The 24489-nt window shown below is 72.9% G+C and carries 21 protein-coding genes; 12 read left to right on the forward strand and 9 right to left on the reverse strand.

Translation table 11 applies throughout. The features are described from left to right. The first annotated feature begins 61 nt into the window (after window positions 1-61). Window positions 62-1162 (forward strand): citrate synthase 2, encoded by a 1101-nt coding sequence (locus ACSUPV_RS22795; protein WP_031113568.1) that lies wholly within the window; start codon window positions 62-64, stop codon window positions 1160-1162. A 59-nt stretch (window positions 1163-1221) separates the two neighbouring features. Here the strand turns inward: ACSUPV_RS22795 and ACSUPV_RS22800 are convergent, their stop codons facing one another. Further along, window positions 1222-1695, reverse strand: coding sequence for a diadenosine tetraphosphate hydrolase (locus ACSUPV_RS22800; RefSeq protein ID WP_031113567.1), 474 nt, complete (start codon window positions 1693-1695; stop codon window positions 1222-1224). Between the two features lie 464 nt (window positions 1696-2159). Here ACSUPV_RS22800 and ACSUPV_RS22805 point away from each other — a divergent pair, with 464 nt between their 5' ends. Then, on the forward strand, window positions 2160-3557 hold the full coding sequence (locus ACSUPV_RS22805; RefSeq protein ID WP_037759549.1) for a PAS domain-containing protein: 1398 nt from the start codon (window positions 2160-2162) through the stop codon (window positions 3555-3557). A gap of 38 nt (window positions 3558-3595) precedes the next feature. Here the strand turns inward: ACSUPV_RS22805 and ACSUPV_RS22810 are convergent, their stop codons facing one another. Continuing rightward, window positions 3596-4351, reverse strand: coding sequence for an SIS domain-containing protein (locus tag ACSUPV_RS22810; RefSeq protein ID WP_031113562.1), 756 nt, complete (start codon window positions 4349-4351; stop codon window positions 3596-3598). A gap of 270 nt (window positions 4352-4621) precedes the next feature. On the opposite strand from ACSUPV_RS22810, the gene ACSUPV_RS22815 reads away from it, so the two are divergent. After that, entirely contained in the window at window positions 4622-5314 is a 693-nt protein-coding gene (locus ACSUPV_RS22815; protein WP_010035781.1) for a metal-dependent transcriptional regulator, read from the forward strand. Between the two features lie 851 nt (window positions 5315-6165). Next, complete coding sequence (locus ACSUPV_RS22820; RefSeq protein WP_031113561.1) at window positions 6166-7044, forward strand: alpha/beta fold hydrolase; 879 nt, start codon at window positions 6166-6168, stop codon at window positions 7042-7044. 12 nt (window positions 7045-7056) lie between these two features. On the opposite strand, the gene ACSUPV_RS22825 is transcribed toward ACSUPV_RS22820, so the two are convergent. The 3 genes from ACSUPV_RS22825 to ACSUPV_RS22835 form a co-directional block, all read right to left on the reverse strand. Further along, window positions 7057-8649, reverse strand: a complete 1593-nt coding sequence (locus tag ACSUPV_RS22825) for a transporter (protein ID WP_436948401.1) — start codon at window positions 8647-8649, stop codon at window positions 7057-7059. Beyond that, on the reverse strand, window positions 8646-9437 hold the full coding sequence (locus tag ACSUPV_RS22830) for an ABC transporter ATP-binding protein (protein ID WP_037759555.1): 792 nt from the start codon (window positions 9435-9437) through the stop codon (window positions 8646-8648). The genes ACSUPV_RS22825 and ACSUPV_RS22830 overlap by 4 nt, the downstream gene beginning before the upstream one ends. A gap of 113 nt (window positions 9438-9550) precedes the next feature. Next, on the reverse strand, window positions 9551-10213 hold the full coding sequence (locus ACSUPV_RS22835) for a bifunctional DNA primase/polymerase (RefSeq protein ID WP_359762930.1): 663 nt from the start codon (window positions 10211-10213) through the stop codon (window positions 9551-9553). Window positions 10214-10519: 306 nt separating this feature from the next. On the opposite strand from ACSUPV_RS22835, the gene ACSUPV_RS22840 reads away from it, so the two are divergent. Further along, window positions 10520-11905, forward strand: coding sequence for a transcriptional regulator (locus tag ACSUPV_RS22840; protein ID WP_382613260.1), 1386 nt, complete (start codon window positions 10520-10522; stop codon window positions 11903-11905). 201 nt (window positions 11906-12106) lie between these two features. Further along, the gene (locus tag ACSUPV_RS22845; RefSeq protein ID WP_359792504.1) at window positions 12107-14086 is read left to right on the forward strand and encodes a hypothetical protein; all 1980 of its coding nucleotides are present in this window, start codon (window positions 12107-12109) and stop codon (window positions 14084-14086) included. A gap of 37 nt (window positions 14087-14123) precedes the next feature. Here ACSUPV_RS22845 and ACSUPV_RS22850 read toward each other — a convergent pair whose 3' ends face one another. Next, the gene (locus tag ACSUPV_RS22850) at window positions 14124-15434 is read right to left on the reverse strand and encodes an ABC transporter substrate-binding protein (protein ID WP_031113555.1); all 1311 of its coding nucleotides are present in this window, start codon (window positions 15432-15434) and stop codon (window positions 14124-14126) included. A 117-nt stretch (window positions 15435-15551) separates the two neighbouring features. On the opposite strand from ACSUPV_RS22850, the gene ACSUPV_RS22855 reads away from it, so the two are divergent. Both ACSUPV_RS22855 and purU read left to right on the forward strand, forming a co-directional pair. Further along, window positions 15552-16052 carry an SCO4402 family protein gene (locus ACSUPV_RS22855; RefSeq protein WP_031113554.1) on the forward strand — a complete coding sequence of 167 codons (501 nt, stop codon included), beginning with the start codon at window positions 15552-15554 and terminating at the stop codon, window positions 16050-16052. 46 nt (window positions 16053-16098) lie between these two features. Continuing rightward, the gene (gene purU / locus ACSUPV_RS22860) at window positions 16099-16980 is read left to right on the forward strand and encodes a formyltetrahydrofolate deformylase (RefSeq protein WP_031113553.1); all 882 of its coding nucleotides are present in this window, start codon (window positions 16099-16101) and stop codon (window positions 16978-16980) included. A 79-nt stretch (window positions 16981-17059) separates the two neighbouring features. On the opposite strand, the gene ACSUPV_RS22865 is transcribed toward purU, so the two are convergent. Beyond that, entirely contained in the window at window positions 17060-18436 is a 1377-nt protein-coding gene (locus ACSUPV_RS22865) for a maleylpyruvate isomerase N-terminal domain-containing protein (RefSeq protein ID WP_436948405.1), read from the reverse strand. Further along, window positions 18433-19014 carry a sigma-70 family RNA polymerase sigma factor gene (locus tag ACSUPV_RS22870; protein WP_031113551.1) on the reverse strand — a complete coding sequence of 194 codons (582 nt, stop codon included), beginning with the start codon at window positions 19012-19014 and terminating at the stop codon, window positions 18433-18435. The genes ACSUPV_RS22865 and ACSUPV_RS22870 overlap by 4 nt, the downstream gene beginning before the upstream one ends. A 362-nt stretch (window positions 19015-19376) precedes the next feature. Here ACSUPV_RS22870 and ACSUPV_RS22875 point away from each other — a divergent pair, with 362 nt between their 5' ends. Together ACSUPV_RS22875 and ACSUPV_RS22880 are read left to right on the forward strand one after the other, a co-directional pair. After that, complete coding sequence (locus tag ACSUPV_RS22875) at window positions 19377-19757, forward strand: STAS domain-containing protein (RefSeq protein ID WP_010035749.1); 381 nt, start codon at window positions 19377-19379, stop codon at window positions 19755-19757. Window positions 19758-19925: 168 nt separating this feature from the next. Then, window positions 19926-20438, forward strand: a complete 513-nt coding sequence (locus ACSUPV_RS22880; RefSeq protein ID WP_031113549.1) for an EF-hand domain-containing protein — start codon at window positions 19926-19928, stop codon at window positions 20436-20438. Window positions 20439-20560: 122 nt separating this feature from the next. Here the strand turns inward: ACSUPV_RS22880 and ACSUPV_RS22885 are convergent, their stop codons facing one another. Continuing rightward, window positions 20561-22063, reverse strand: coding sequence for a class I adenylate-forming enzyme family protein (locus tag ACSUPV_RS22885; RefSeq protein WP_436948407.1), 1503 nt, complete (start codon window positions 22061-22063; stop codon window positions 20561-20563). Window positions 22064-22152: 89 nt separating this feature from the next. On the opposite strand from ACSUPV_RS22885, the gene ACSUPV_RS22890 reads away from it, so the two are divergent. Together ACSUPV_RS22890 and ACSUPV_RS22895 are read left to right on the forward strand one after the other, a co-directional pair. Continuing rightward, the gene (locus ACSUPV_RS22890) at window positions 22153-23349 is read left to right on the forward strand and encodes an amidohydrolase family protein (RefSeq protein WP_037759565.1); all 1197 of its coding nucleotides are present in this window, start codon (window positions 22153-22155) and stop codon (window positions 23347-23349) included. Beyond that, window positions 23349-24482, forward strand: a complete 1134-nt coding sequence (locus ACSUPV_RS22895; protein WP_031113544.1) for an acyl-CoA dehydrogenase family protein — start codon at window positions 23349-23351, stop codon at window positions 24480-24482. The genes ACSUPV_RS22890 and ACSUPV_RS22895 overlap by 1 nt, the downstream gene beginning before the upstream one ends. Window positions 24483-24489 lie beyond the last annotated feature (7 nt).

Below are 24489 nucleotides of genomic sequence, written 5' to 3' on the forward strand. Positions count from 1 at the left end.
ACATGGTTCTTTCGCTCACCCCACCACACCATCTGTCACTTACATCACGAGGAGCCGCCTGATGTCCGACTTCGTACCCGGGCTCGAGGGAGTCGTCGCGTTCGAGACGGAGATCGCCGAACCGGACAAGGAGGGCGGCGCCCTGCGTTATCGGGGCGTCGACATCGAGGACCTCGTCGGCCACGTCTCCTTCGGCAACGTCTGGGGCCTGCTCGTCGACGGCGCCTTCAACCCCGGCCTGCCGCCCGCCGAGCCGTTCCCCATCCCCGTCCACTCCGGCGACATCCGCGTCGACGTCCAGTCGGCCCTGGCCATGCTCGCGCCCGTCTGGGGTCTGAAACCCCTCCTCGACATCGACGCCGAACAGGCCCGCGAGGACCTGGCCCGCGCGGCCGTCATGGCCCTGTCGTACGTCGCCCAGTCGGCCCGCGGCCAGGGCCTGCCCATGGTCCCGCAGCGCGAGATCGACAAGGCCCGGTCCGTCGTCGAACGCTTCATGATCCGCTGGCGCGGCGAGCCCGACCCCAAGCACGTGGCGGCGGTGGACGCCTACTGGACGAGCGCCGCGGAGCACGGCATGAACGCGTCCACGTTCACGGCGCGGGTCATCGCGTCGACGGGCGCGGACGTCGCGGCCGCGCTGTCGGGCGCCGTGGGCGCGATGTCCGGCCCGCTGCACGGCGGTGCCCCCTCCCGGGTCCTGCACATGATCGAGGAGATCGAGCGCACGGGCGACGCCGAGGCGTACGTCAAGAAGACCCTCGACAAGGGTGAGCGCCTGATGGGCTTCGGCCACCGCGTCTACCGCGCCGAAGACCCCCGGGCGAGGGTCCTGCGCCGCACGGCCCGCGAACTGGGAGCGCCCCGCTTCGAGGTCGCCGAGGCCCTGGAGAAGGCGGCCCTGGCGGAACTCCACGCCCGCCGCCCCGACCGCGTCCTCGCGACGAACGTCGAGTTCTGGGCGGCCATCGTCCTGGACTTCGCCGAGGTCCCGGCGCACATGTTCACGTCGATGTTCACCTGCGCCCGCACGGCCGGCTGGTCCGCCCACATCCTGGAACAGAAGCGCACCGGCCGCCTGGTCCGCCCCTCGGCCCGCTACACCGGCCCGGGCACCCGCGACCCCCACGAGATCGACGGCTACGAGGACATCGCCCACTGACCCGCCCCGCGCACGGCCCCACCCGACTCCGGGTGGGGCCGTGCGATCGTCCCCACGCCTCACCCCCCGAGCCGGTCCAGCTCCTCACCGACCGCCTCCCGCAACGGGTCGTGCCGAGCCCCGAGCGCGTACCGCTCCTCGGTCCACATCCCGCGCGGATACAGCCACACGGGCAGTCGCACGAGATCCTCGGGCTCCCAGTCGTAGCGCGGCCACACATGCGCGTGCAGGAAACGGTCCCTGTTCCCGAGAATCTCGAGATTGACCCGCCGAAACCCGGACTCCACCCGGCGGCAGGCCCGCTCGACGGCTTCGCCCAGCCGGTCCATGTCACTCAGGAACGCCAGCCGCCTGCCGCGCGGCAGCTCCGACAGCCGCTCCACCGCGGGATCGTCGGTCAGCAACACCGAGTAGCCGGGCAGGAACTGCACATCACCGATCGCCGCGAACCCGGCGTCCAGCCTCCGCATGACGGCCGGGTTCTCACCCCGCAGGGCACTGCCGACCCGGTCCGTGCGCCACGCGACCGACATGATCACACCCCCGAAAACGCAGACGACCCGCGAGTCTGGGTCCTCCAAAGGAGGAGCCGGCCGGACGTACCGGCGACTCGCGGGTCGGGTGACTGCTTGAGATTGGGCCGGCTGCGCGCTTCGCTCACGCGCTGGCTCGGCACCGCACTGAGTGTGGTGTCGGGCCGCTAGCCCGCAGCCACCTCACGCGTCCGGTTTCCATACATCTGCCGAACCACCTCCTCTCTCGTGTACCTGGAACCCTAGGAAACGGTCCGACTCCGGATCAACCGTTTTTCTGAGACCTTGACTCCATGACGCGGCGGCAGGCGGTTCGCCGGGGCGTTGACGTGGGGATTGCCGCCGTACAACGATTCCTTCAATGTTGTGGGAACTCGGTGTGCGCTGGGTCACGTTCGAGTTGAATGATTGCAAGGAGCGAACCGGCGTGCCGTACGTGCGGACGCAGCCTGCAGGGGGTCCAGGTGAGTGCTTCCCGGCGTAGTGGGACCACGGACGAGCTGGGGCCGGACGAGCCCGGGCGGGACGGTTCGGATGGGTCGGATCTGCTTGCCGCGCTGCTGGACGGGATGGACGCGGCGCTGTGCGCCTTCGACGCCGACGGGGTCGTGACGCACTGGAACCGCGAGGCCGAGCGGATCCTCGGGTGGAGCGCGGAGGAGGCCGTCGGGCGGCAGGGGCTGGCCGGGTGGGCCGTGCGCAGCGCGGACGCCGAGGAGGTCGAGGGCCGGCTGCTGTCCGCGATGCACGCCCCGGGTCGGCAGGTGCACGAGTTCGCGTTGCTGACGAAGGACGGCGGGCGGGTGCTCGTGCGGACGCAGTCGGCGGCCGTGCGGGGGCCCGACGGGAAGCCGGCGGGGGTGTACTGCGCGTTCAGCGAGGTGCACGCGCAGATCGACCTGGAGCGGTCGATCGCGCTGAGCGAGGCGCTGTTCGAGGACGCCAGCTGGGGTGTCGTGCTGGTGGACGTCGATCTGCGGCCGGCCGTGGTGAACGCGCACGCGGCCCGGGCGCTGGGCACGGGGCGCACGTCGGTGCTGGGGCGACCGCTGGGGGAGCTGCTCGCGCAGGGTGTGGAGGAACTGGAGAGCGCGCTGCAGCATGTGCTCGCCGAGGGCGCGCCGCCGGCACCGGCCGAGATGTGGGTGACTGTGCGCACGCCGCAGGGCGAGCAGCGGCGGTGCTGGCGCAGCGGCTTCCTGCGGCTGGCCTCGCCGTTGGCGGAGGAGCCGGTTCCGCTGGGAGTGGGCTGGCTGTTCCAGGACGTGACGGAGGCCAAGCAGGGCGAGCAGGAGGCGTCGCTGCTGCGGTTCCGTACGCAGCAGCTGCACCGTGCGTCGCGGGCGGCCGCCGAGTGCGAGGACCCGGCGGAGGCGGCGACCGTCCACCTGGACTTCGCGCTGGCCGGGTTCGCCGACCATGCGCTGATCGACCGGGTGGCGGGCGGTGCGCTCACCGACGCGGAGGCGGAGGGGCCGGTACGGCTGGTGCGGGTGGCGGCCACGCCTTCCGGTGCGCCCGGGCCGAGCAGGCTCGCCGGCCGGGCGGGTCTGCCCGTGCGGTACGCGGAGGGGCATCCGGCTCTGCAGTGCGTGGAGCGGGTGGGTGCGCTGCGGGCGAGCGCGGGCGCGGTGCGGCCGGAGGAGGCGCGGGAGTGGGCGCTGGCCCGGCAGTGGCCGCCGGACGCGGTGCACGCGCTGTGCGCGGTGCTGCGCAGCCGGGCCCGGACGCTGGGCGTCGTGACGTTCCTGCGGGGTGCGGGGCGCAGCGCGTTCGAGCGGTCCGACGCGGTGTACGCGGAGGACGTGGCGGTGCGGATCGCGGCGGCGCTGGATCTGGCGGGGTTGTCGGACGAGGAGTGAGGGCGCGCCGGGCCGCCGGTCGCTTCCGCCCAGTCGCTTCAGTGCCGGTAGAAGATCCGGTCCCGGTACTGCTCCATGACCCGCCTGTTCCACTCGTGTCCGCCGTCGACGTTCCCGGAGCGCAGCAGCGGGGGCTCGATGCCGCGGTCGGCGAGGGTGGCGGCGGCCGTCGCCATGACGGCCTGGAGGAGGGCCGAGGTGACGACCGTGGAGGCGGGGGCGAAGGGGGCGGGCACCTTGTCGTGGGTGAGTTCCGCGTCGCCGACCGCGATCTTCGAGTCGAGGACGAGGTCGCAGTGGTCCTTCAGGTACGTGCCCGAGACGTGCCGGGACGTCGTCTGCGCGGCGTAGGCCACGGAGGTCACGCCGATGACGCGCACGCCCAGGGCGCGGGCTTTCACGGCCATCTCGACGGGCAGGGCGTTGCGTCCCGAGAGGGAGATGATCAGCAGGGCGTCGCCGTCGCGGAGCGGGGAGCTGTCCAGGACGGCGCTCGCGAGGCCGTCGACGCGTTCCAGGGCGGAGCCGAGGGGCGCGGGCATGACGTCGACGCCGACGACGCCCGGCACGGCGAGCAGGTTCATCAGGGCGAGGCCGCCGGCGCGGTAGACGAGGTCCTGCGCGGCGAGGGAGGAGTGCCCGGCGCCGAAGGCGAAGAGGCGGCCCCCGTTGGCGACGGTGTCGGCGAGGAGGGTGCCGGCCGCCGCGATGCTGTCGGCCTCCTCGTCGCGCACCCGGCGCAGCAGGTCGATCGCGGCGTCGAGGAACTGGCCGGCCGGCGCGCGGTCGCTCATACGGGGTCCCTTCAGGCTGGCCTCGCTGGCTGGTGTCGCGCATCACGGTGCGGTCTGGACCAGTGCGGTGTCAATACGGCCGTGGGAGCGGTGCCGCGGGCGCTCCGGGGCCCTGGAGGACGGGTTCGTGTTCCTCCGTCGGCCCGCGGGACGGACCGCTTCCCCGCCCGCGGCACGGTTGTCGGTGGTATCCGGCAGAATTGGGTGCAGGGCCAGCGCACGCGCCGGTGAGCCGTTCCAGCCTCCGGCAGATCTCATCGAGGGGCACGTATGTCCGGACTGATCGACACCACGGAGATGTATCTCCGCACCATCCTCGAGCTGGAGGAAGAGGGTGTGGTCCCCATGCGCGCCCGTATCGCCGAGCGGCTCGACCAGAGCGGGCCGACGGTGAGCCAGACCGTGGCGCGGATGGAGCGCGACGGCCTGGTGTCCGTCGCCAGCGACCGGCACCTGGAGCTCACCGACGAGGGCCGCCGTCTGGCCACGCGTGTGATGCGCAAGCACCGGCTCGCCGAGTGTCTGCTCGTCGACGTGATCGGTCTGGAGTGGGAGCAGGTCCACGCCGAGGCGTGCCGGTGGGAGCACGTGATGAGCGAGGCCGTGGAGCGCCGTGTGCTGGAGCTGCTGCGGCACCCGACGGAGTCGCCGTACGGCAACCCGATCCCGGGCCTGGAGGAGCTCGGCGAGAAGGACGGCGCCGACCCGTTCCTGGACGAGGGCATGGTGTCGCTGGCCAGCCTCGACCCGGGCGCCGAGGGCAAGACGGTCGTGGTACGCCGGATCGGCGAGCCGATCCAGACGGACGCGCAGCTGATGTACACGCTGCGCCGCGCGGGCGTGCAGCCCGGCTCGGTGGTGAGCGTGACGGAGTCGGCGGGCGGGGTGCTGGTGGGCAGCGGCGGCGAGGCGGCCGAGCTGGAGTCGGACGTCGCCTCCCACGTGTTCGTCGCCAAGCCCTGATCCGTACCGCCTCGCACCGAGCGGTCGGCTGGCGCCGCGCGGCCGGGTCGTGCCGGGCGTGCCGGCTCGTGTCGAGCGGCCGGGTCGTGCCGGGCGTGCCGGTTCGTGTCGAGCGGTCGGCTGGCGCCGAGCGGGCCGGATCGTGCCGGTTCCCTGCCGAGCGGCCGGAATCGCGTGAGCGTGCCGGGCCGTGCCGAGTGGCCGGGGCGGGACCAGCGTGCCGGGGACCTGCCGGTCTGGTCACGTGGTGCACGGCGGGCCGTCGTCACGTGCCGCCAGGCGCGGTGCGTCTGGCGCGTTGGCGTGATCCGTACCGGATCCTGTATTCAGTCCGTCGAATGGCAGCGCTCGTCCGCTTCCCGTGCGACGCTGTCGCGTGAGGCATATGACCTGAGGGGCTCTGGGCCGTGGCTCGACAGCGATGTCGCCCGGCCGGGGAGGGGGCGGGAGGATGTGCCGTTCGTGCCGTACGGATGGGGAGGGCCCCGGCGCCGTGTGGCGCCGGGGCCTGTCCTCCCCTGTGCTGACCCGGAGCCCCGAGCTCTCAGAGTCATCCCCCTCGGACCGTTTTCCCCGAGCGGTCCGCCTCCCGCTGAAGATCTCCCCTCGGCCGAGGCGATCAATCCTTGGAGGCGGTCACTCGAACGAGGGGTGTTGCCCGCGAGAACGGTCTCATCGAATAGTTATTCGATAATCTGCGGGTGATGAACCAACCGGAATGTGCGCTACAGGGGATGTGCACACCGACAGGACCACCAGGAACGGCAACAGGCACAGCAGGCAGAACACGGTTCACAGGACCGGCCGGCTCGAGAGCCGCGGTCCGCGCGAAGCTTGGGGGGTGCCAGGACATGGCGCGACGCATCGACGTGACCGGGACGGGCGGCGTACGCCTCGCGGCCTGGGAGTTCGGCGACCCGCCCAAGACGGATCCGGCCGGATCCGATCCAGCGCCGGACGGCTCCCCGGGCGTCCTGTTACTGCACGGCCTCATGGGCCGCGCCTCCCACTGGGCCCCCACCGCGCGCTGGCTCTCCGCCCGGTACCGCGCGGTCGCCCTCGACCAACGCGGCCACGGCCGCAGCGACAAGCCCCCGCAGGGCTCCTTCACGCGTGACGCCTACGTCGACGACGCCGAGGCCGCCCTCGAGCAGCTCGGCCTCGCCCCGGTCGTCCTCATCGGCCACGCCATGGGCGCGCTGACCGCCTGGCAGCTCGCCGCCAGGCGTCCCGACCTGGTCCGCGGACTGGTCATCTGCGACATGCGGGCCTCCGCGCTCGGCGCCGCGTCGCAGCGCGAGTGGGACCAGTGGTTCAAGTCCTGGCCGCTGCCCTTCGCCACGCTCGCCGACGTGCGCAAGTGGTTCGGCGAGGACGACCCCTGGGTGGAGCGGCCGAATCCCGCCCGCGGCGAGTTCTACGTCGAGGTGATGGCCGAGTCCCCGGACGGCTGGCGTCCCGTCTTCGAACCGGAACAGATGCTCCGCTCCCGTGAGACGTGGGTGTACGACGCGCACTGGGAGGAGCTGGCCCAGGTTCAGTGCCCCGCCCTGGTCGTGCGCGGCCTGGACGGCGAGCTGGGCCGCGCCGAGGCCCAGGAGATGGTCCGCGTCCTGCCCCGCGGCCAGTACGCGGAGGTCGCCGACGCCGGCCACCTGGTCCACTACGACCAGCCGGAGGCGTGGCGCGCGGCCATCGAACCCTTCCTGGACTCGCTCGACCGTGACTGAGCCCCGCCCCGCTCACCCCTTGCTGACCGCCCCCAGGATCTCCGGCAGTCGCCGGGCCGTCTGCGGCGCGGCCAGGCGCAGGCCCGCCGCCGTGAGCCCCGCCGCGTACGCCGCGCCCACCGGCAGCAGCAGCCACGTCCAGTCGTCGCCCCCCGCGCTCACGTTCAGCCAGATCGTGAGCGCGATGACGGGCGCGCACAGCACGGCGGCCGCGATCATCCCGCCGAAGATGGAGATCCAGGCGAGTCCGGTCTGCCCGGGGGCGACGTTCTTGTAGCCCTCCTGCGGGATGGAGTAGGGGAAGCGGGCGGACGTCCACGCCCCGGTCGCGAGCATCGCGCCGAGCAGCGCGAAGGACAGCCCCAGCGCCTCGGGCAGCCGCCGCCAGTCGCCGAGCATCGCGGTCGTCACGACCGTCACCAGCGTCGCGTACGGCAGGGTGATCAGCAGCAGGGCGTACGCCCGGGCCCGCAGCTCGACGTAGGCGTCCCGTGTCGAGGAGATCGTCATGGCGACGATCCAGAACGCCGAGGTGTCCTGCCCGAACTGGTTGTACATCTGGATGCCGAGCATCCCGGCGGCGAAGCACGCGAAGTACACGGACCCGGTGCCCTGCCAGGCGTTGAACACCGGCACGATCAGCCCGATCGCGAGCGAGGTCACCCACGCGGCCTTGGTCTTGGGGTCGCGCCACACGTACCGCAGGCTGCGCTCCATGACCGTGCCGGTGCGGCCCGCGGGCAGCAGCCGCCCGAGCCCGCTCGACGTCCGCTCGCGGGCGGCCGAACCGGCGGCCGGCAGGGTGGAGCCGTCGGGCGAGGTCATCAGCCGGGTCAGATGCCGGGACCACACGGCGATCAGCACCACCAGCGCCGCCGCGCTCAGGGCGAGTTGGGCGGCGGCGACCCCGTACGAGCCCTCGCTCACCGAGTGCACCGCCCCGATCGCGGACGCCGGCGGCAGCCACCCCACGACGTCCGCCACCGGGTCCAGCTCCCCGAGCCCGGACGAACCGAGCTGCTGCGCGCCGAAGTTGACGACCTGCGCCCCGATCGCGATGACCAGCCCGCTCAGCACCGCCAGGTCCCGCCCCTTGCGGCTGCTCAGCAGCCGGACGTTGGCGGCGGCGACGGCCCGCGCGAACGCCACGCACACGAGCAGCGCCAGCACGACGGCCACCACCCCGACGGCGTAGGCGGCGCCGCCCCGCGCGACGGCGATCGCGGAACCGGCCAGCAGGCACACCGTGAACAGCGGCCCGATCCCGACCAGCGAGGCCGCGAGCAGCGCCCGTACCAGCGGACGGGGCCGCAGCGGCAGCATCACCAGCCGCGTCGGGTCGAGGGTCTCGTCACCGCTGGGGAAGAACAGCGGCATCACCGCCCACCCCAGTCCCAGCACCGCCGTCAGCAGGACGACCAGGGCGTCGATGTGCGCCTGCCCGCGCAGCGCGATCAGGCCGACCATCTGGAGGACGGCGAAGAGCAGCGCGATGACGGCGGACGCGATGTACGCGACCCGCTGCGCGCCGGACCGCCGCAGCCCGTTGCGCAGCAGCGACAGCTTCAGCCGTACGAAGACGGGGGTGATCGCCGGGGCGCTCACCGGGACCCGCCGCCCAGCCAGTCGAGGTCGGACCCGGCGTCCCGGCTCTGCGCGCCGACGAGTTCGAGGAACGCCCGCTGCAGCGACGGCGCCTCGCCGCGCACCTCGGCGAGGGTGCCGGTGGCCCGGATCCGGCCGGCGGCCATCACCGCGACCCAGTCGCACAGCGACTCGACGAGCTCCATGACGTGGGAAGAGAACACCACCGTGGCGCCGGAGGCCGTGTACCGCTCCAGGACGCCCCGGATGGTCTGGGCGGAGACGGGGTCGACGCCCTCGAACGGCTCGTCCAGGAACAGCACTTCGGGGTTGTGGAGGAGGGCCGAGGCGAGCCCGATCTTCTTGCGCATGCCGGTCGAGTAGTCGACGACCAGCTTGTGCTGGTCCCCGGCCAGATCGAGGACGTCGAGGAGCTGCGTGGCCCGCTTGTCGACCTCGGCGCCGGGCAGCCCGCGCAACCGCCCGGTGTACGCCAGCAGTTCCCGCCCCGACAGCCGCTCGAACAGCCGCAGTCCCTCGGGCAGCACCCCGATCCGTGCCTTCACCTCGACGGGGTCCCGCCACACGTCGTGCCCGACGACCTCGACGGTCCCGTGGTCGGGCCGGAGCAGCCCGGTCACCATCGACAGCGTGGTGGTCTTCCCGGCCCCGTTCGGCCCGACCAGCCCGATGAACTTGCCCGCGGGCAACTCCAGATCGATCCCGGCGACAGCGACCTGCTGCCCGAACCGCTTCCAGAGCCCCTGCACACGCACAGCGCTGGATCCCACCGCGCCTCCCTCCGTCACCGTGCACCCTACGGTGGGGCATCGCCCTTCTTTCAGGGGCGCGGGGAACTGCGCGACCGACCACGACGAAGCCGCAGCCGCCATCCGACGGCAACCAGGCAGACGACCAAGCGCTATCGATCCCGACCGCACGCATAGGCCAACGGCGAGATCAACTCCTCCGCATCCGGCAGCCACCGATTCGCAGGCGTGGGCCGGCAGGCCCACTGCACGGCCCCCCGGGACCCGAACCGCGTCGGCGGCGCCGCCACGTACGCCCCCTCACCCAGCACGGTCAGATCCAGCGAGGACAACGACCACCCCAGCTTCCGCACCAGATCCGGCACCTTCACCGAGGCCCCCGGCAGCACGAAGAACTCCATCCGCCGGTCCGGCGTGAGCGTCACCGGCCCCAGCGTCAGCTCCATCCGCTCCATCCGCGCCAGCGCCAGGAACCCGGCGGTCTCCGGCACGGAGATCGCGTCGAACGTCCGCCCCGTGGGCAGCAGGATCGACGCGGTCGGCTGCTTCTGCCACATGCGGCGCGCGACCGTCGCGCTGCCCGTCGCCTGCGTCGCCCAGTCGGGGCGCGCCGGGTGTGAGCCCGGTGCCGGACACGCGGCGTCACCGCAGGAGCAGCGCTGACTTCCGTCGACGGCTTCCAGCCAGGTGCCCGGGAACACGTCCCAGTGGCGCTCCTCGGCGTAGCGGACGGCGGTCTCCAGCAGCGATTCCCCGCGCTGCTTCGGGATCTGAGCGGCTTCGGTGCCGGCGATCGTCTCTTCCACGATGAACACAACTCTGGTCGTCACCAGGGGTTACGCCCGCCCGCGTGCGCGGGGAGGAGCATCCCGGCCGTGGCCGGGGCGCATGGGTGCATGTGCGGGGGCGCGCAGGAGGATCCGTGGCCGGAGGTGGGTAGCCACGAGTGGGGCCGGCACCAGCCGTTACCCCGGCAATCCTCACATGCCTCGCATTTTCGCCTGGTCGGCGGGGCATTGATCTTCACGGCCGGATCTTTTCGCTGGGACGTGAGGGGTTCGGCCGCGGAAGACACGTCAACTCGGTGCGTGGGCAGGCACCGCAGCCACAGGGGGTACGCCATGGCCGCAAGGCCGCTCGTCGCTCGGCAGCCGAACGAACGGCTGCAGGCGCTCATCCAGGAAGCCGGATGCTCCAACGCCGGCCTCGCCCGCCGGGTCAACATGTGCGGGGCCGAGCACGGCCTCGACCTGCGCTACGACAAGACGTCCGTGGCGCGCTGGCTGCGCGGGCAGCAGCCGCGGGGCAGGGCTCCGGCGATCATCGCCGAGGCGCTGGGCCGCAAACTCGGCCGTACGGTCACGATCGACGAGATCGGCATGGCCAACGGCAAGAACCTCGCCTCGGGCGTGGGCCTCCAGTTCTCGCCGACGGTACTGGGGGCCATCGAGCAGGTCTGCGAGCTGTGGCGCAGCGACGTGGGGCGGCGGGACTTCCTGTCCGGCTCCTCCGTCGCCGCGTCGGCGCTGGTCGAGCCCAGCCGGGACTGGCTGATCTCCGCGCCGGACGCGCAGGTGTCGCGCTCGGGCGGGCCGCGGGTGGGGCAGTCCGACGTGCAGGCGGTACGAGCCATGACCCAGGCGCTGGTGGACCTCGACCACCAGTACGGCAGCGGGCATGTGCGGCCGGTCGTCGTGCACTACCTCAACAGCGTCGTCTCCGGGCTGCTGGCGGGGTCGTACCGGGAGGCGGTCGGGCGGGACCTGTTCGCCGCGGTGGCCCGGCTGACGGAGCTCGCCGGGTACATGGCCGTCGACACGGGGCAGCCCGGGCTGGCGCAGCGCTACTACATCCAGGCCCTGCGGCTGGCCCAGGCGGCCGGGGACCGCGGCTACGGCGGGTACGTGCTCGCCGCCTCCATGAGCCACCTCGCCGCGCAGCTCGGGAACCCGCGGGAGATCGCGCAGTTGGCGCGGGCGGCGCAGGAGGGGGCGCGGGGGCGCGTGACGCCGCGTGCGGAGTCGATGTTCCACGCGGCGGAGGCGCGCGGGCACGCCCTGATGGGCGACGCGCGCGCCGCCCAGTCGGCGGCCGGGCGCGCGGTGTGCGCCCTGGAGGCGGCCGACCCGGCCGCCGGGGACGACCCGGTGTGGATCGCACACTTCGACGAGGCGTACCTCGCCGACGAGTTGGCCCACTGCCACCGCGACCTGGGGCAGGCCGAGGCGGCGGCGCGGTGCGCGCAGGAGTCGCTGGCCGGGCATCCCGAGACGCGGGCGCGCCGCCGGGCCATCGGCTACGTGCTTCTCGCCACGGCGCAGGTGCAGCAGCGCGAGATCGAGGAGGCGTGCAGCACGGGCATGAAGGCCGTCGAACTGCTGGAGGGGCTGCGGTCCAACCGGGGCGCCGAGTATCTGGAGGACTTCCAGCAGCGGTTGGAGCCGTATCGGGACGAGGCCGTGGTAAGGGAGTTCGGGGCGCGGCTGGACCTGCAGGCCGCAGCGTGAACACGGGGTCTGCGGATGCGTGAACGTGCGGAAAACGGCTGCTCGGCGCGCGGGAGGTGAGGTGAGCGGCGCGCCATGACCCGGTGGTGTGGCCGCGCTCACAGGGGAGGAGGTCGCGCCCTGTGCTGCGTGGCACCGGGCTCAGGGGACCCGGTAGCGTGACCCGACGATTCACAAGGTCCCCCATTAGTAGGAGTCCCGGTGACGCAGAGTGGACGGGGCGAGGAGCCCTCGGCGCGCCCCGCGCGCGAAGGCATCGTGCTGCCCTCGGACGGCGGCGAACCGCTGCTGCCGGGCATGACGGGCGGACCCGGTGACGCACCCGGCGGCCGCCGGCCCGGCCCGGCCCCGGCCGCGGCCCCGGCGGAGGGCCAGACCTGGGGCCAGCCGTGGGGCCCCGACCAGCAGACCCCGCCGCCACCGCCGGGCGGGCACTGGCAGTCCCCGCAGCCCCAGCAGTGGACCACCCCGGAACCCCCGGCCTGGGACACCCGGCACACCCCCGGCGCACAGGGCTCGGGCGCGCTCCCCCCGGAGGGCACGCAGCCCCCGAACCCGTACGCCGGGCAACAGCCGTCGCCGGACAACGGCCCCTACGCCACCCCTGGCGGGGCAGCCCCACTGCCCCCGGAGGGACCCGCCGGGCACGGAGCCGGCCTCCCGCCGACCTCCGGCCCCTACGGCACCGCCGCCACGGGCGGCCGCCTGCCGCAGCCCGACGCGTACGGTTCCCAGCCCGCACCGCAGGCCGGCGCGTACGGCACACCGGCGGGAGACGGCTCGCTGCCGCAGGCGGGGCCTGGTGGGCCCGGTTCCGCTCCGGGCGGTGGTCCGCTGCCGCAGGTCGACGCGTACGGCTCTCCGGCCGGGGACGGCTCGCTGCCGTCGGCCGCTGCCGGATACGGGGCTCACGCCGGGGGCGACCTGCCGCCGGGCCAGGCGTACCCGACCGCCGCCTATGGGCAGGCCGGTGCCGGTAACCCGTTGCCGCCTGCGGTCGATCCGGGTGGCAACGCCGCCGGGGGCGCCCCGCTGCCGCCGGTCTCCGGCGCTCACGGCGCCGCGGCGACCGGCGCGCAGGGGCCCGCGGCCTCCCCCGAGGGCGCCACCCAGTACCTGCCGCCCGTCCCGGCGGACGGGGCCGCCGCGGCCACGCAGTATCTGCCGCCCGTCGCCCCGGCCGCCGACGAGGGGGCGACGCAGTACATACCCCCGGTCGGCCCGGGCGCGCTGCCGCCCGAGATGCCCGCCGGGGAGGACCCCGAGACGACGCGGTTCCTGGGGACCGGCCCCCGGGCATCCGCGGGAGCCGGGCCGTTGCCGCCGGCCTCGAACCCGGACGCCGAGGCGACGCAGTACATCGCGCCGGTGCCCGGCGGGGACAAGCAGCCGCCCGCCGAGTTCGACAACCTCTTCCGCAGCGGGCACGGCGCCGAGAGCCCGGCCGGGGCCACGCAGCAGCTCCCCCGCATCGAGCAGCCGCAGCCCTCGTACGGCGCTCCGCAGCCCTCCCCCGCCCCGCCCGCCGCAGGCCGGTCCCGCGGTGGCCGTACCGGCTCGCGCGTGCCGGTCATCGCGGCCGTCGGCATCGGCATCGCCGTCCTCGGCGTCGGCGCGGGCGCGCTGCTCGCCGGCGGCGGGGGCGACGGCGACGACGGCGGCGACAACAAGACCGTGGCGGCCTCGGCGCCCGCCACGGACGGTTCCGCCTCGCCGTCCGCCGACCCGGCCCGGGCCCAGGCGGTCGAGCTGGACAAGCTCCTCGCCGACAGCGGCGACAGCCGCAGCACGGTGATCAACGCGGTGGCCGACGTCAAGGGCTGCGACAACCTCGCCCAGGCGGCCAAGGACCTGCGCGACGCGGCCAAGCAGCGCACCCAGCTGGTCACCCGGCTCGGCGGGATCCAGGTCGACCGGCTGCCCGACCACGCCGCGCTGACCACCGCCCTCACCAAGGCGTGGCAGGCCTCGGCCTCGGCCGACAACCACTACGCGGCCTGGGCCGACCAGACCGCCGGGAAGAAGGGCTGCAAGAAGGGCCAGGCCCGCGTCACCGCGCAGACCCAGGCGGGCAACCGGGCCAGCGGCGTCGCGACCACGGAGAAGGCGAAGGCGGCCCGGCTGTGGAACGGGATCGCGAAGACGTACGGCCTGACCGAGCGTCAGCCCACGCAGCTGTGACGGACCGGGTCCGGGCGTGAACCGCTGAGCGGGGCGCTCAGTAGTTCACGTCGGCGTCCTGGAGGGTCTTCGTGGTGTCGACGAAGCCCTTCCGCGCCGACACCAGCTGCCCCTCCCGCACCACCTGGAGGGTCACGTTGGCGTTGACCAGGCGCGGGAAGCCGACGGCGGCGAGCTTGTCCTGGAACTTCCAGTGCAGCGTCGGCGTGAGGCCGCCCGTACCGACCTCCAGGCCGTTGTCGAGGGCCTCCGTCACCGTGTCGGCGGTCACCTCGCCGTCGCCGAGCGACTCGACGATCTCCCGGAAGACGGTGTAGGCGATCCACGTGGTCTGCACTCCGGCGTCCGCGGGGTCGATGCGGTTGTCGCCGAAGGCCTGCTCGCGGATCACCCGCTTCATCCCGTCCCAGCGGGGGTCGCTCACCACCGGGTACCAGCCGGTGATGTACGAGCCCTCGTACGGCCCGGACGCCCCGCCGGTCGCGTCGATCACCGTCTGGTCGACGCTGCCGAGGACGGTGGCCGTCCGTACGTCGGAGTAGTCCTCGCGGGCGCGGCGGAAGGAGTCCATGAAGGTGCCGGTGCGGTCCCCGAGCGCGGGCACCACGCACCCCTTGTCCGTCGGGTCGCCGGCCGTCGCCCGCAGCGCACGCGCCGCCTGGCCGTCGTACTCGGTGGCGTCCTCCGCCGCCCGCTGGTCGTTCGCGGCCTCGTGCCCGCCCGCCTTCAGGCCGGAGTCGAGCAGCGGGGGCAACTGGTCGCCCGCGATGGTGTCGGGGCGGATCAGCGTCACTGGCCCGCAGTCGGCGAGCGCGCTGCCGAGACCGGCGAGCAGCGCGGGCTGGCCGCCGTTGACCGGGTAGGACAGGGGGCTGGTGAACTCGGCGTTGGTGATGCCGTAGCCGCCTATGTAGGGGATGCCCGCGCCCTCCAGGGAGGGGAAGAAGGAGTCGGCGTACTGGCTGTAGGATCCTACGACCGCGACGACGTTCTCCTTGGCGGCCCGCCGGGCGCACTTCGCCGCGGCCACGCTGTCGTTGTGGTCGTTGCAGGTCAGCACGTTGAGCTCGCGGCCGTTGATCCCGCCCTTGGCGTTGATCCAGCGGGCGTAGGCGCGGGCGAAGGCGGGCATGCCGGGCTTGTTGGTGGCCTTGGTGTCCTCGGGTGCCCAGGTCATGACGGTGATCGGGTCGTCCCCGGTGCCCCCCGTGGTACCGGGGACGACCCCGCAGCCGGCGAGGAGTGACGCGCACGCGACCGCCGTGCCCGCGGAGAGGACGCCTTTTTTGGCGTGACGGGTGAGGAGGCCGGGGAGGTATGTGCTGGTGATGCGTCGCCTGCCGGTCATGGTTCCGCACGATTCCGTCACACGGCTAACCAGCGAGTGATCTCTGGTCAACAATTGGTGACGCGCAGGTGAATTGCGGGGGCCGGTGAGGATCATGTGGAGGGGAACGTACGATCGATGACCGTGCAAGCTTCGGAGAACTCTTCCCGTCGTGGCCGTCGCTCCTCCACCATGGGCGGCATGCCTGTCAATGACATGCCGTGGTGGCGCTGGCGCAGCAACGTGCGCTCGGCGCTGCACATGCTCTCCGATCCCGTCTTCCAGCGGGACGTCTGGCTGGCCGGCGTGGACGGCTACGGCGACGTGACCGACGCGGTGTACCGGCTCGTCGAGGACACCTGGCTGGACCACTGGTCCGCCGAGAAGTACGTCGGCACGATCTTCCGCGACTCCCAGGAGGCGGCCCTCGTCGACACGGCCGTGCTGCGGGTGCTGCGGATCATGCACCAGGTCGGGCCGGACGCGCCGGTCGCCGCGTACCTGGAGCACCAGGCGTGGCCGGAGGCGGTCCGGGCGGCCCGGGACGCGCACGTCCGGCTCGCCACGAGCGACGGCGAGGAGCCGGACACGCCGCCGCGCAGCCTCGAGGTGCTGCGGATCATGACGAGGTCCGCCTAGCGGGACGATTGCCGGTGTCGTCGTCCCTTGTGGGAACCTGTCGTGCATGAACGAGCAGTCCACCAGCGCCGCGGTCCCGGCCGACCAGTACGTCCTCACCCTTTCCTGCCCGGACAGGAAGGGCATCGTGCACGCCGTGTCGAGCTATCTGTTCATGACCGGTTGCAACATCGAGGACAGCCAGCAGTTCGGCGACCACGACACGGGACTGTTCTTCATGCGGGTCCACTTCTCGGCGGACGCGCCGGTGACCGTGGAGAAGCTGCGGGCCAGCTTCGCGGCGATCGGTGACTCCTTCCAGATGGAGTGGCAGATCAACCGCGGCGACGAGAAGATGCGCATCCTGCTGATGGTCAGCAAGTTCGGGCACTGCCTGAACGACCTGCTGTTCCGGGCGCGGACCGGCGCGCTGCCGGTGGAGATCGCGGGCGTGGTGTCCAACCACACGGACTTCGCCGAGCTGGTGGCCTCCTACAACATCCCCTTCCACCACATTCCGGTGACGAAGGACACGAAGGCCGAGGCGGAGGCGCGGCTGCTCGACATCGTGCGTGAGGAGGGCGTGGAACTGGTCGTCCTCGCCCGCTACATGCAGGTGCTGTCGGACGATCTCTGCAAGGCGCTGGCCGGCCGGATCATCAACATCCACCACTCGTTCCTGCCGAGCTTCAAGGGGGCGAAGCCGTATCACCAGGCTCACGCCCGGGGTGTGAAGCTGATCGGTGCGACCGCCCACTACGTGACGGCCGACCTCGACGAGGGGCCGATCATCGAGCAGGAGGTCGAGCGGGTCGGGCACGACGTGACGCCCGAGGGGCTGGTCGCGATCGGGCGCGATGTGGAGTGCCAGGCGCTGGCGCGGGCCGTGAAGTGGCATGCCGAGCGTCGGATTCTGCTCAATGGGCGGCGGACTGTGGTGTTCGCCTAGGAGCTCGGTTCGTCCCGTTCGGTGGGCGGGTGCGGGTGCGTGGGGGCTGTTCGCGCAGTTCCCCGCGCCCCCAAGCCCCTCACATCCGGCTCAGTGAGGCGGCGGCGTAGAGGACGTCCCTGATCGCCTCCCTGTCTCCCACCTGGCCCGCTGCCGCCTCCTGCGGGGGTACGTGGCCTGCTGCCAGGCGGCAGAACTCGACGCCGTCCAGGGCGACGTGGGCCACCTCGTGGTCGGCGGAGCCCTTGGCCGCGGGGGAGTCGAGGGGGATCAGCCACTCGCCGCCGCCCGAGCCCTCGATCTCCAGGCGGAGGCTGCGGCCGGGTGCGCCCGCCGCCACGAGGTGGCGGTGGTGGGCGGGGGCCGCGAGGCCGGTCTGCCGGCGGTGGGCCAGGGCCGTCGGCAGCATGCGGGCCGCCAGGTCGATCATGCGGTGCAGATGGCGCGGCGAGGGTGGGTCGTAGGGGTAGTCGACCGCGTCCGCGATGTCCTCGGCGTGCACCCAGCACTCGAAGGCCCGGTCGAGCATCGCGTCGTGCAGGGGCAGTTCGAAGTCGCCGTACGACACCGGCATCCGGCCGACGCCGCTGCCCGTGAAGGACACCGTGCGGACCAGGCCGTGGCTCTGTTCCCGCCAGGGCGCCCGCACCGCGCGGTTCGGCGGGAAGTGGGAGGCACGCCAGTACGCCTCGGTCCGGGACGCCGGTGTCGGACGCCGGGACGTCACGTCGCCCAGCGGGTCGTCGAGGCCCAGCGCGACCGCCACCAGCCCGTCGACGCTGAGCAGGTGCGCGATCACCCCGGCGACGGTGGTGCGGCGGCTCGTCGACTCGTCGCCCCGGAACCAGCGCAGCCGTACCGGCGCGTGCCACTCGGCGTCGCCGAAGTCCTGCAGCAGGGCGTCCAGGCGCGCGGTCTCGGCGTCGTACGCGGCCGCCCAGTCCGGCACCGGGATGCGCGGCGGGCGCCGCTCCAGGCAGGTCTGAAGGACGCGGGTGCGCAGGCCCGGGTCCAGGTCGAGGCTCTCGGGGCGTTGCAGCAGCCCGACCGCCTCGCGCAGCCGCCGTGCCTCGTCGGCACACGCGCCGCACGCGCCGAGGTGCTCCTCGACGGCCGTGGCCTCCTCGGCCGAGCAGGCGGCCAGCGCCCACGCGCCGAGCAGGGCCTTCAGCACGCGGTGCTCGAACACGGGCGGTACGGGCGGCGGGGCCGCGTCGCCGAGGTCCGCCGGCGCTGGCAGTGGCAGCCCGCTGTCCTCGACGGATGCCCGGGGCATCGGTATCCGCGGCGGCCGACCCGGCCCCCGCCCGGGCCCGTCCGGCCCCTGCGGCCCGCCCGGCGCGCCGGAACCGCCGTCGTCCTGGACGCCGCTCGCGCCCCGGGCGTTGTCGGTCTCCTCGTGGTCGCCGTCTTCTCCATGGCCGTCGTGGGCATCGAACCGGTCCGGCCCGTTCACACCGCACCCCCGTATCCGGGCGGTGCGCCCGGTGCCTGGGTGTCGTGGGCGGTGGACAGCAGTTGCAGGCCGAGGCGCAGGCGGCGGCGGGCCTCGTCCTCGGTGATGCCGAGGTCGGCGGCGGTCTGGCGATAGTCCCGGCGCTGGAAGTAGGCCCGCTCCAGGGCGGAGCGCAGCGGCACCGGCATGGACTGGACGATGTAGTCGGCGCGGGCGGCGACCGCGGCGTGGCGCACCTTGTGCTCCAGCTCCTCGGCGGTGCCGGAGCCGTCGCGGGCGAGGGCGGCGGTCTCGGTGGCGCGCAGCCGCTGCACCGCGAGCCGGTGGGTCAGCGTGGCGACCCAGGTGCGCAGCGGGCCCTGCTTGGGGTCGTAGGAGTCGGGGTGCTCCCAGACGTGGACGAAGACCTCGCGGGTGATGCCGTCGGCGGCGCGCTCGTCGCCGAGCACCCGGTGGGCGAGGCCGTGCACGAGGGAGGCGAACCGGTCGTAGAGCTCACCGAGGGCGGCCGCCTCCCCGCGGGCGAGCCGCTGCTGCATCTTGCGGTCCCAGCGCGGCGGTACGTCCTTCTTCGCCATGCGGCCCCCTCACCCCCTGCTCGTGTCCCGCGCCCGTGACCTGTCCAGCGTGTGCTCGCCGTCTCCCCGAATGTAGTCGGCACGTCCGGTCACGCACGCCCCTTTGTGGCAATGTGCGCCCCCCGACGGGCCGCAGGTGGTAGGGGGTCGCGGGCGCCCGTGCCGGGTCCTCCGGGACCGCGCCTACCCCTCCGCCCTCCGATCAGACCTGACTGAAGAGGATCGAACAGGATCGAAGTCGACTAAAACAAGCCTCTTCCGCAGGGGATCCGTTTTTCGGGTTGTGTTTCAGGGAAACGGCCGCTGGGCAGCCGCGCTGCAAGGAAGCGTAGGCATTGCTTCCGTTTTGGCGAGCGAGGGGCGTGGTGGTGACCTTCAAAGTGACCGGCGGCGAGCAGGGCGAGTGGGCCGTGCTCCAGGTGTCGGGCGAGCTGGATCTGGTGACGTCGCCGGTGCTGCGTCAGCGGGTGCACGACGTGGTGGCCGAGGGGCATCACTGTCTGGTCCTGGACCTGTCCGAGGTGTTCTTCTGCGATTCCAGCGGCGTCGGCGTGCTCATCGCCGCCCGCCGGCTGATCCGCTCCTGCCAGGGCCGGCTGCGGCTGGTGCTGCCCGCCCGGGGCGCGGCCGACGGGTCCCACGTCAACCGGGTCCTCGGCGCCCTGGGCGTCCGCCGCCTGTTCGACGTGTACGGCGATCTGGACGCGGCCCTGGGCGACGAGGGCGAACCCCTGTCCGCGTGACGGAACCACCACGCACGGTAGGCCGAGTGTTGCCGTTCCGACACGCTGTTGTCCCGGAATTCCCCCGGTCTTGGCACAAGTGACGTTTTCGCGCGCCCGGACGGCCCCCTCCGTCGTACGCTCCGACCGAGACGCACCCCACCTGACGTAAGGCGGCCCGAAAGAGACATGGTCAGCAGCGAGTACGAGCGCAGGATCGCCGCCCGGTTCGCCACCTTCGACCAGGACGGCAACGGCTACATCGACCGCGAGGACTTCTACGGGGCGGCCAAGGCGCTGCTCGCGGAGTTCGCCGTGGCGGCCCGCTCCGACAAGGGACAGGCGCTGTACGGCGGCGCCGAGGCGTTCTGGCAGGGCATGGCGGGGATAGCGGACCGCGACGGCGACCAGCGCATCACGCGCGAGGAGTTCGTCAACGGCGCGGTCAAGCGCCTGCGCGACAACCCCGACCGGTTCGCCGAGATCGCCCGCCCCTTCCTGCACGCGGCCCTGGACGTCGCCGACACCGACGGTGACAGCGCGGCGACGGTCGAGGAGGCCGCCCGCGTGCTCAAGTGCCTCGGCGTCCCCGAGGACGTCGCCGGCCCGGCCGCCGCCACGCTCGACGCGGACGGCGACGGCAAGGTCGGCGAGGCCGAGGTCGTACCCGCCTTCGCCCGCTACTTCACCGTCCCCGAGTAGGACCACGCGCCCGCGGGATGCCGGCGCCCCGTCGCCGTGGGGGTTGTTCTGGGCGGGCGGCTGCGGGTGAAGGTGGTTGTGCGCGCAGTTCCCCGCGCCTCCGGGGGCCTGCCCGCTGCGGGTCACGTGCCCGCGTAGCGCTCGCGCAGCTTGTACTTCAGCACCTTCCGCAGGGTCTCGCCCCGCGGAAGGGCGTCCACCACCTCCAGCCGCTCCGGCAGCTTGTGCACGGACAGCCCCTCGGCGCGCAGGAACGCGGTCACGGCGTCGAGGGTCAAGGGCCCGGCTCCCGGCGGCTGTTCCACCACCGCGCACACCAGCTCCCCGCGCGCCGCGTCCGGCAGCCCGATCACGGCCGCGTCCCCGACCGCCGGATGCCGGTGCAGCAGGTCCTCGATCTCCTGGGCCGAGATGTTCTCGCCCTTGCGGATGATCACGTCCTTGAGCCGGCCGGTGAGCACCAGATGCCCGGTCTCCGTCAGCCGCCCGAGGTCGCCGGTGCGCAGGAAACCCTCCTCGTCGAAGGCCTCCGCGGTCTGTGCCGGGTCCAGATACCCCCGGCACACGGCCTCCCCGCGCAACCGCACCTCTCCGTCCACGATCCGTATCTCCATGCCCGCCGGCGGCCGCCCCTCGGTCGTCGCCAGCAGCTCGGGGCTGTCGTCCGGCGACCCCATGGTGATCATCGGCACCTCGGTCATGCCGTACCCGTGGCTGAGCTGCACGCCCATCTCACGCACCACGGCGTCGTACAGCTCCGGCGGCTTGGGCGCCCCGCCCCCCGCCAGCAGCCGCAGGGACGGCACCACGGGCTCCCCGGGCCGCTTGCGCTGCTCCGTCAGGAACATCGAGTAGAACGCCGTCGACCCGCCCGCGATCGTCACCCCGTGCGCCCGGTACGCCGCCAGCGCCTCCGGCAGCGCGAACTGCTCGAACAGCACCGCCGGGAAGCCGTACAGCAGCAGCATCACCGTGTAGTCGGGCCCGCCTATGTGGGCGTACGGGAAGGCGATCGACCCGACGTCGTCCGCAGAGGGCCGCAGGGCGTGCGCGAGGCAGGAGCCGCCCGCGAGGAGCGAACGGTCCGTGTGCAGCACGCCCTTGGGGTCGGAGGTCGTGCCGGACGTCCAGTAGATCCAGCGGACGGCGGTGCCGTCGGCGGGCGGGGCGGGCAGTACGGACGGATCGCCCTCGGGCAGGTCGTCGTAGGCCTCGAAGAGGCCCCTCGCGCCCAGCCTCCGGGCCATCTCCGTGTGGTCGAAGCCGCGCCACACGCCCGGTACCACGAAGAACTCCGCCTTGGACTCCCGCAGCGCGAAGCCGACCTCGCGGTCCCGGTAGAAGGGGATCACCGGGGTCTGCACGGCGCCGAGGCGGGCCAGCGCGAAGGACAGCACGGCCGTCTCGATACGGGTGGGCAGCTGCCAGGCGACCACCGTGCCGGGGCGCACACCCATGCCGTACAGGCCGGCCGCCACCCGCTCGGCACGCGCGGCCAGCCCGCCGAAGGTGAGGGCGCGGTCGTCCTGGAGGAAGAGCGGGCGGTCGGGGGTGAGGGCGGCGCGGCGGCTGACCAGCTCCCACAGGGTGCGGGACGAACTCAGGGCGTGCGGGGTCTCGTTCACGGCTGCCCCCTGCTGCTTGGCTGACGGGTCGTCAGATGGGATGCTAACTGACGCTGCATCAGATAAGTACCGTCCGGCGGAGGGGACCCATGGCGACCGAACTGCCCCGCATCATCAGCGTCGACGACCACGTGATCGAGCCCGCCCACCTCTTCGACACCTGGCTGCCGGCCAAGTACCGCGACCGCGGGCCCAAGCCGCTGACCGCCGGGATCGGCGACCTCGCCTACATCGGCGGCAAGTACCGCATCACGATGGACCCGGACGGCCCGCCCACCGACTGGTGGATCTACGAGGACCTGAAGTTCCCGTACAAGCGCAACATCGCCGCCGTCGGCTTCGACCGGGACGAGATGACCCTCGAAGGCATCACCCGCGAGGAGATGCGGCGCGGCTGCTGGGACCCCAAGGCCCGCCTGGAGGACATGGACCTCAATCATGTCGAGGCGTCCCTCTGCTTCCCGTCCTTCCCCCGCTTCTGCGGCCAGACCTTCGCCGAGGCGCACGACAAGGAGGTCGCCCTCGCCTGTGTGCGCGCCTACAACGACTGGATGGTTCAGGAGTGGTGCGGCGACAGCGGCGGGCGGCTCATCCCGCTCTGCCTGATCCCGCTGTGGGACGTCGACCTGGCGGTCACGGAGATCCACCGCAACGCCGCGCGCGGGGTGAAGGCGGTGACCTTCTCCGAGATCCCCACCCACCTCGGGCTGCCCTCCATCCACTCGGGCTACTGGGACCCGTTCTTCGCCGTCTGCGAGGAGACCGGCACGGTCGTGAACATGCACATCGGCAGCAGCTCCCAGATGCCGGCCGCGTCCCCCGACGCCCCGCCCGCCGTCCAGGCCTCCCTCAGCTTCAACAACGCGATGGCCTCGATGATGGACTTCCTCTTCAGCGGGGTGCTGGTGAAGTTCCCCCGCCTGAAACTGGCCTACTCCGAAGGCCAGATGGGCTGGGTCCCCTACGCCCTGGAACGCGCCGACGACGTCTGGGAGGAGCACCGCGCCTGGGGCGGGGTCCGCGACACGATCCCCGAGCCGCCGTCGACGTACTACTACCGGCAGATCTACTGCTGCTTCTTCCGCGACAAGCACGGCGTCGCCTCGATCGACGTCGTCGGCCGCGACAACGCCACCTTCGAGACCGACTACCCGCACGTCGACTCGACCTTCCCGCACACCAAGGAGGTCGCCCTCGACCACGTCAAGGGCCTCGACGACGAGACCGTCTACAAGCTGATGCGGGGCAACGCCATCCGGATGCTGGACCTGGACCTCGACCGCTGATGGACCTCTCGTACACGCCCGAGGAGGAGGAGTTCCGGGCCCGGCTGCGGGACTGGCTCGCGACGACGCTCCCCGGCCTCCCGCCCAAGCCGTCCCCCGACGACTGGCCCGGGCGGCGGGCGTACGACCTCGGCTGGCAGCGCAGGCTCCACGACGCCGGGTACGCGGACGTCCACTGGGACGCCTCCCCGACGCTCCGACTGATCTTCCTGGAGGAGACCGAGCAGGCCGGCGCGCCCTACGTGGGCGCCAACTTCGTGGGACTGCTGCACGCCGGGCCCACCATCGCCGCCGAGGGCACGCCGGAACAGCGGGAGCGCTGGCTGCCGCCGATCCTGCGCGGCGAGGAGGTCTGGTGCCAGGGCTTCAGCGAACCGGAGGCCGGCTCCGACCTCGCGGCCCTGCGCACCCGCGCGCGGCGCGACGGCGACACCTACGTGGTGACCGGCTCCAAGATCTGGACCTCCCACGCGGAAGTCGCCGACTGGTGCGAGCTGTTGGTCCGCACCGACCCGCACGCCCCGAAGCACCGCGGCATCACCTGGCTGGCCATGCCCATGGACGCGCCCGGCATCACCGTACGGCCGCTGCGCACCCTCGCCGGGTCTGCCGAGTTCGCCGAGGTCTTCCTCGACGAGGTGTGCGTGCCGGTGGAGAACCGGGTCGGGGACGAGAACGACGGCTGGCGCGTCACCATGGTGACCCTGTCCTTCGAACGCGGCACGGCCTTCGCCGGGGAGGTCGTCGCCTGCCGCCGCGTCCTGGCCGAACTGGCCGTCGAGGCTCGGAAGAACGGCCGCTGGGACGACCCGGCGCTCCGTCGCCGGCTGGGCAGGCTGGGCGCCGAGTTCCGGGCGCTGTGGCGGCTGGCGCAGTGGAACGTGAGCGCGGCGGAGGCCTCGGGCGGGGTGCCCGGCACCGGCGGCTCGGTCTTCAAGCTCCGCTACTCGCACGCCCGCCAGGAGCTGTACGACGCCGCCGCCGAGGTACTGGGCGCCGACTGCCTCGACCTGGACCGCCCCTGGACGCTCGACCGCCTCTCCTCCCTCTCGTACACCATCGCGGCCGGCACCTCGCAGATCCAGCACACCATCGTCGCCGAGCGGATCCTCGGCCTGCCGAAGGGACGGTGAGCGGACG

Source organism: Streptomyces sp. SudanB52_2052 (genome assembly GCF_964272415.1).
GTDB classification, from domain to species: domain Bacteria; phylum Actinomycetota; class Actinomycetes; order Streptomycetales; family Streptomycetaceae; genus Streptomyces; species Streptomyces olindensis.

What these genes read in the sequence shown, in the direction of transcription:
- ACSUPV_RS22800 (WP_031113567.1), bottom strand. Translation starts at nt 1,695, where the DNA reads ATGTCGGTCGCGTGGCGCACGGACCGGGTCGGCAGTGCCCTGCGGGGT.
- ACSUPV_RS22820 (WP_031113561.1), top strand. Translation starts at nt 6,166, where the DNA reads ATGGCGCGACGCATCGACGTGACCGGGACGGGCGGCGTACGCCTCGCG.
- ACSUPV_RS22895 (WP_031113544.1), top strand. Translation starts at nt 23,349, where the DNA reads ATGGACCTCTCGTACACGCCCGAGGAGGAGGAGTTCCGGGCCCGGCTG.
- ACSUPV_RS22795 (WP_031113568.1), top strand. Translation starts at nt 62, where the DNA reads ATGTCCGACTTCGTACCCGGGCTCGAGGGAGTCGTCGCGTTCGAGACG.
- ACSUPV_RS22890 (WP_037759565.1), top strand. Translation starts at nt 22,153, where the DNA reads ATGGCGACCGAACTGCCCCGCATCATCAGCGTCGACGACCACGTGATC.
- purU (WP_031113553.1), top strand. Translation starts at nt 16,099, where the DNA reads ATGAACGAGCAGTCCACCAGCGCCGCGGTCCCGGCCGACCAGTACGTC.
- ACSUPV_RS22855 (WP_031113554.1), top strand. Translation starts at nt 15,552, where the DNA reads ATGACCGTGCAAGCTTCGGAGAACTCTTCCCGTCGTGGCCGTCGCTCC.
- ACSUPV_RS22840 (WP_382613260.1), top strand. Translation starts at nt 10,520, where the DNA reads ATGGCCGCAAGGCCGCTCGTCGCTCGGCAGCCGAACGAACGGCTGCAG.
- ACSUPV_RS22870 (WP_031113551.1), bottom strand. Translation starts at nt 19,014, where the DNA reads ATGGCGAAGAAGGACGTACCGCCGCGCTGGGACCGCAAGATGCAGCAG.
- ACSUPV_RS22810 (WP_031113562.1), bottom strand. Translation starts at nt 4,351, where the DNA reads ATGAGCGACCGCGCGCCGGCCGGCCAGTTCCTCGACGCCGCGATCGAC.
- ACSUPV_RS22815 (WP_010035781.1), top strand. Translation starts at nt 4,622, where the DNA reads ATGTCCGGACTGATCGACACCACGGAGATGTATCTCCGCACCATCCTC.
- ACSUPV_RS22850 (WP_031113555.1), bottom strand. Translation starts at nt 15,434, where the DNA reads ATGACCGGCAGGCGACGCATCACCAGCACATACCTCCCCGGCCTCCTC.
- ACSUPV_RS22880 (WP_031113549.1), top strand. Translation starts at nt 19,926, where the DNA reads ATGGTCAGCAGCGAGTACGAGCGCAGGATCGCCGCCCGGTTCGCCACC.